General features: G+C 73.0%; 5 protein-coding genes. 2 read left to right on the top strand and 3 right to left on the bottom strand.

The features are described from left to right. Positions 1 to 157 precede the first annotated feature (157 nt). Positions 158 to 382, bottom strand: a complete 225-nt coding sequence (locus tag ACWEVO_RS29715; protein ID WP_452310786.1) for a DUF2631 domain-containing protein — start codon at positions 380 to 382, stop codon at positions 158 to 160. A gap of 233 nt (positions 383 to 615) precedes the next feature. Here ACWEVO_RS29715 and ACWEVO_RS29710 point away from each other — a divergent pair, with 233 nt between their 5' ends. Next, positions 616 to 2,208: a Rieske 2Fe-2S domain-containing protein gene (locus ACWEVO_RS29710; protein ID WP_452310785.1), complete on the top strand. Its 1,593-nt coding sequence runs from the start codon at positions 616 to 618 to the stop codon at positions 2,206 to 2,208. On the opposite strand, the gene ACWEVO_RS29705 is transcribed toward ACWEVO_RS29710, so the two are convergent. Together ACWEVO_RS29705 and ACWEVO_RS29700 are read right to left on the bottom strand one after the other, a co-directional pair. Continuing rightward, entirely contained in the window at positions 2,189 to 3,790 is a 1,602-nt protein-coding gene (locus tag ACWEVO_RS29705) for a phytoene desaturase family protein (protein ID WP_452310784.1), read from the bottom strand. The genes ACWEVO_RS29710 and ACWEVO_RS29705 overlap by 20 nt on opposite strands. Before the next feature lie 11 nt (positions 3,791 to 3,801). Beyond that, complete coding sequence (locus ACWEVO_RS29700; RefSeq protein ID WP_452310783.1) at positions 3,802 to 4,680, bottom strand: YhjD/YihY/BrkB family envelope integrity protein; 879 nt, start codon at positions 4,678 to 4,680, stop codon at positions 3,802 to 3,804. A gap of 51 nt (positions 4,681 to 4,731) precedes the next feature. Between ACWEVO_RS29700 and ACWEVO_RS29695 the strand changes: the two genes are divergently transcribed. After that, positions 4,732 to 5,065, top strand: a 334-nt coding sequence (locus ACWEVO_RS29695; RefSeq protein WP_452310782.1) for a GNAT family N-acetyltransferase, incomplete at its 3' end; no start/stop codon positions are given.

Genomic DNA, 5,065 nt, shown 5'->3' with positions numbered 1-5,065 from the left:
GGGGGGCGCCCCGGCCAAATTCGGGCGCCCCGCCCCCCCCCGCCCAACCCGCCGCCCCGAAAACCCCCGTGGGGGGGTACACCCCCCCGCACCCCCCCGGCCCCCCCCCCCCGGCCGGGGGCGGGCCCTCGTGCGTGGTGGTCGAGGCGACCGGGGGTCAGGACCGCAGGCCGTTGCGCCGCAGCACGCTGTCGCCGATCACGATGGCCAGCAGCAGCGCGGCGATCCCGAGCAGCCAGATGTCCTCGACCTTGCCCTCGTGGTTGCCGCAGAGCGCCATGATTACCAACACCACCGCCGACAGCACCGCCCCGATCCGTCCGGACTTGCGGTGCCCGGGCTTGTGCTGATCTGGCGCGGTTACCGGCTCGCTTCCTGCCACTGTCGGTCCTTCCCTCGCGATCGGATCTCCGGTTAGTCTGGCACGCCCCGTGGCGGCCCCGGTGCGGGGTCCGCCCTGATCGGGCCGCCGGCACGGGGTGCGGGCGCGGCACCCGGGCCATTGGTCCCGTCCTCCGCCGGGCGGAAGGGCACTACCGGCGTCGCGGAACGCCGACCACACTGCCTCCGGTAGCGTCTTGACGTACGCCTGATGCCTTTTTGAGGGGGACTGCGGTGCGAGTGACCGGTACGGGACATGCCAGCATGCGGATCGACACGGCCGCGGGCAGCATCCTGTGCGACCCGTGGGTCAATCCCGCCTATTTCGCCTCCTGGTTCCCCTTCCCGGACAATTCGCAGCTCGACTGGGAGGCCCTGGGTCAGGTCGACTACCTGTACGTCTCGCACCTGCACCGGGACCACTTCGACGCGAAGCACCTGCGGGACTTCGTGTCCAAGGACGTCACCGTCCTGCTCCCCGAGTTCCCCACCTCCGAGATGGAGGACGAGCTGCGGGCGCTGGGCTTCACCAAGTTCCTCAAGGCGCCGAACGAGCAGGTCGTGGAGCTGCCCGGCGGCCTCAAGATCATGATCCAGGCGCTCACCAGCCCCACCGACGGCCCGATCGGCGACTCCTCGCTCTGGGTGGAGTACGACGGGGTCCGGCTGCTCAACCAGAACGACGCCCGCCCGACCGACCTGAGCGTCTTCGCCGAGTTGGGGCACGTGCACGCGCACATGCTCCAGTTCTCCGGCGCGATCTGGTACCCGATGGTCTACGAGCTGCCGCAGGCGGCGAAGACCGCGTTCGGCAAGCAGAAGCGGGATCGGCAGTTCGACCGCACCTGGCGCTACATCGACGACCTGAAGGCGGACAACGTCTTCCCGATCGCCGGCCCGCCGTGCTTCCTCGACGACACGCTGTGGCAGTTCAACGACATCTTCGGCGACGAGGGCAACATCTTCCCGGACCAGTCGGTCTTCCTCGCCGAGTACGCGAAGGTCGGCGGCACCAACGGCATCGTGCTGCTGCCCGGCAGCGTCGCGGAGATCACCACCGAGGGCACGACCACCACCCACCCGGTGCCGGTCGAGGAGTTCTTCGCGAACAAGGTCGCCCACCTGGCGGAGATGCGGGAGCGCAAGCGCCCGATCATCGAGGCCGAGAAGGCGTCCTGGCGGCACCCCGAGGTGGACGTGCTCGGCGAGATGAAGCGCCGGATCGAACCGCTGCTGGACGAGTCGATCTACCTGGCCAAGGGGGTCGGCGGGCCGGTCCGGTTCGACCTGGTGGGCTACGACGGGGAGAGCGTCGAATCCATCGTGGTGGACTTCCCGGGCAAGGAGGTCCGGCCGTACGCGGACGAGAAGGTCCGCTACCGGTTCCGTACCGAGCGGTCGCTGGTGGAGCACCTGCTGCACATCGGCGAGGTGGACTGGGTCAACTCGCTCTTCCTGTCCTGCCGGTTCTCCGCGGCCCGGATCGGCCAGTACAACGAGTTCGTCTACGCCTTCTTCAAGTGCCTCTCCGAGGAGCGCCTCCAGTACGCCGAGGGCTGGTACGACGAGCACGAGCGGGCGGTCGACGCCGAGGACATCACGCTGGACGGCTGGGTGGTGCAGCGCCGCTGCCCGCACCTGAAGGCGGACCTGAGCCGGTTCGGCATCGTCGACGGCGACCAGCTCACCTGCCAGCTGCACGGCTGGAAGTTCGACCTGGCCAGCGGCCGCTGCCTGACCAGCGTCGGCCACAAGATCCGGGCCCACCGGGCGGACGCCGACAGCCCCGCGCCCGCCGGCGAGGCGGTCACCGGCCCAGGTCGGTGAGGATGCGCCGGGCGGCGTTGTGCCCGGCGGCACCGATCACGCTGCCCGCCGGGTGGCAGCCGGCGCTGCCCGCGTACACGCCGTCGACCCCGGTCGCGTAGGGCATCCGGTCGGTGAACGAGACGGTGTTGTCGACGTGGTGGATGTGCCCGCCGGTGATGCCGAAGTGCGCCTCGATGCCCGGCGGGGGCAGCGGGACCGCGTCGGCGATCAGGTCGCCGGTGCCCGGGGCGTACCGCTCGCAGATCGCGACCAGCTTCTCGACGTAGCCGGGCAGCGCCGCGTCCCACGTCGTGCCGGCCAGCTCGTAGGGGACCGACTGGACGAACAGCGCCGAGGAGTGGTGCCCAGCGCCGTCGGAGAGCGACGGGTCGACCGTGGTGTGCAGGTACCACTCGATGGTCGGCTCGTCGGGCAGCCGACCGGCCTGCACGTCCGCCCACATCCCGCGCAGCGCGGCCAGCGGCGACTCGCCACCCGCGCCGACCAGCGACGCGGAGCCGGGGAGCAGGTGGATGGTCGACCCGAACGGGCTCGGCGCGTCCGGTGGCAGGCAGGAGAAGCGGGGCAGCCCGGTCAGCGCCAGGTTGAGCTTGAGCGTGGTGCCGGGGCGGCGGACCGCCGCCATCCGGTCGGCGAGGCCCGCCGGGAGCGCGTCGTCGGGCAACAGCCCCATCAGCCGGTACGGGTCGCACGCGCCGAGCACCACGGAGGCCGCCACCTCCCGGCCGTCGGCGAGCACCACCCCGCTGGCCGCGCCGCGGTCGAGGGTGATCGCGGTGACCGGCGTACCGGTCAGGATGCGGGCCCCGGCGGCGCGGGCGGCCTCGGCGAAGGCCCGGGAGACCGTGCCCATCCCGCCCTGGGCGATCATCCAGGTGCCGCCCGATCCGGGCAGCCGGCACATGTTGTGCACCAGGAAGTTGTGGCCCGTTCCGGGGTCGTCCGGGCCGGCGTTGAGGCCGGAGAGGCCGTCGGTGACCGCGTACATGCTCACCAGCAGCTCGGAACGGAAGTCGAAGCGGGCCAGGTAGTCGACGACCGAGCCGCGGACCAGGTCCACGAAGACCTGGCGCAGGGCGGGGCGGACGTACCGCTCGGCAGTCTCCTCCACCGGCAGCGGCTCGGCCAGCCAGGCCGGGGCCAGGTCCGAGCGGAGGTGGGCCAGCTCGGCCTGGAGGGCGTCGTCGGCGGCCGCGTCGGCGGGGGAGAACATCTCCGCGACCTGCCGCCGGCTCGCCGCGGCGTCGCTGCCGAAGAGGAGGTACGGCGCACCCGGGCCGCCCGGGGTGGGTAGGAAGTAGTGCGGGTCGCGGCGCAGCACCGGGATCTTCACGTCGAGCGTGGCCAGCAACTCCGGCGGCATCAGCCCGAGCAGGTACGAGCCGGTGGAGTGGCGAAGCCCCGGGACCTTGGGGAACGGGTTCTCCGTTCGGGTGGCCCCACCGATCACCTCGGCGGCCTCCAGCACCAGCACGTCCAGCCCGGCCCGGGCCAGCAGGATCGCCGACACCAGCCCGTTGTGCCCGGAGCCGACCACGACGACGTCGGCGCGGCCCGGCAGCTCACTCGCTTCGCTCATACCCGCGCACCCTAGCCCCGCCCGCCGCTGTCCGGCAGTCCCTCGCGGGACCCGCGTGCCGCGGCGCGGGTGGCGCGCCAGCGGGAGAGGGCCAGGGTGGCGGAGTAGCCGGCCAGGACGATCACGTGGAACAGGTAGAGCCAGAGGAGCACCGCCACGCCGGCACCGATCGGGGTGAACCCGCCGAACGGCACGCCCAGGTTCAGTGGCAGGGAGCAGAACAGCACGAAGCCGTGCAGGAAGCCGGCGAGGTTCGCGGCGGTGAACGAGCCCATGCCCAGGGTGGCCAGCCAGTCCGGGGAGGCCGGGCCGACCACCCGGAACACCCACATCAGCACCGGGGTGAGCACCAGCCACACCCCCAGGAACGACAGCACCACGCCCAGCGCCGCGACCCAGCCGCCCTGCCGCACGAGCCGGGTGGTCAGCGGCAGCGCCACCAGGATCGACAGCAGCAGCGCGGGGGCCGGGGCGAGCAGCGGGAGCAGCAGCAGGCGGCCCCGCCACCCGACCAGCGCGCCGGACTCGACGCGCGGCTCCGCCACCGAGACGAAGGCACGGCGCAGCCCCTCCCCGTACAGGGAGGCCGGCAGCAAGGAGGAGAGCGCGAGCAGCGGGGTGAGCCCCAGGCCGGCCTCCACCAGCGCGGCCACCGCCCGGTTGGCGCCGATGTTGGCGGGCAGCGTGTTGATCGCGTACGAGGTGAGCCGGCGGACGTGGTCCGCCCCGGCGACCAGCCCGGTGAGCCAGATCGCCAGCAGCGCCACCGGCACCACCGCGATCGCCCCGTAGAAGGTGATCGCGGCGGCGTGCAGCGAGAGGTCCCGCCCCCGCACCGGCCGGAAGGCCGCGCCGCCGATCCGCTTCGTCCGCTGCCATCCCGCACCCATCGGCACCTCCTTCCCCGGGTTGGCCGACGGCACGCATTACGATCCGGCGGCATGATGATCGCCTCGACGGACCGCCTGCTGGTCCGGGACTGGACCGAGACGCCGGAGGACCTCGCCCGCGTCTACGACATCTACTCCCGGGACGAGGTGATGCGCTGGCTGGGCGGGGGCAAGGGGCGGATGACCGACCCGGCCGAGGCGCGGGAGCGGGTGCGCGGCTGGCGGGACCGGTACGCGCCGTACGCCGGCCGCTGGGGGATCTGGGCGATCGAGCCCCGGGAGGCCGGCCGGGCGGCGGGGCGGGGGCCGCGCCACACCCGGCCCGGGCCGGCCGGGGGGGGCCCGACCCCCCGCAACGGGGTGGGCGGGGCCCGGCACCCCCCCA

This window comes from Micromonospora sp. NPDC003776 (assembly GCF_053605645.1).
This window is presented reverse-complemented; position numbering and strand designations above follow the sequence as displayed.

What these genes read in the sequence shown, in the direction of transcription:
- ACWEVO_RS29705 (WP_452310784.1), bottom strand. Translation starts at nt 3,790, where the DNA reads ATGAGCGAAGCGAGTGAGCTGCCGGGCCGCGCCGACGTCGTCGTGGTC.
- ACWEVO_RS29700 (WP_452310783.1), bottom strand. Translation starts at nt 4,680, where the DNA reads ATGGGTGCGGGATGGCAGCGGACGAAGCGGATCGGCGGCGCGGCCTTC.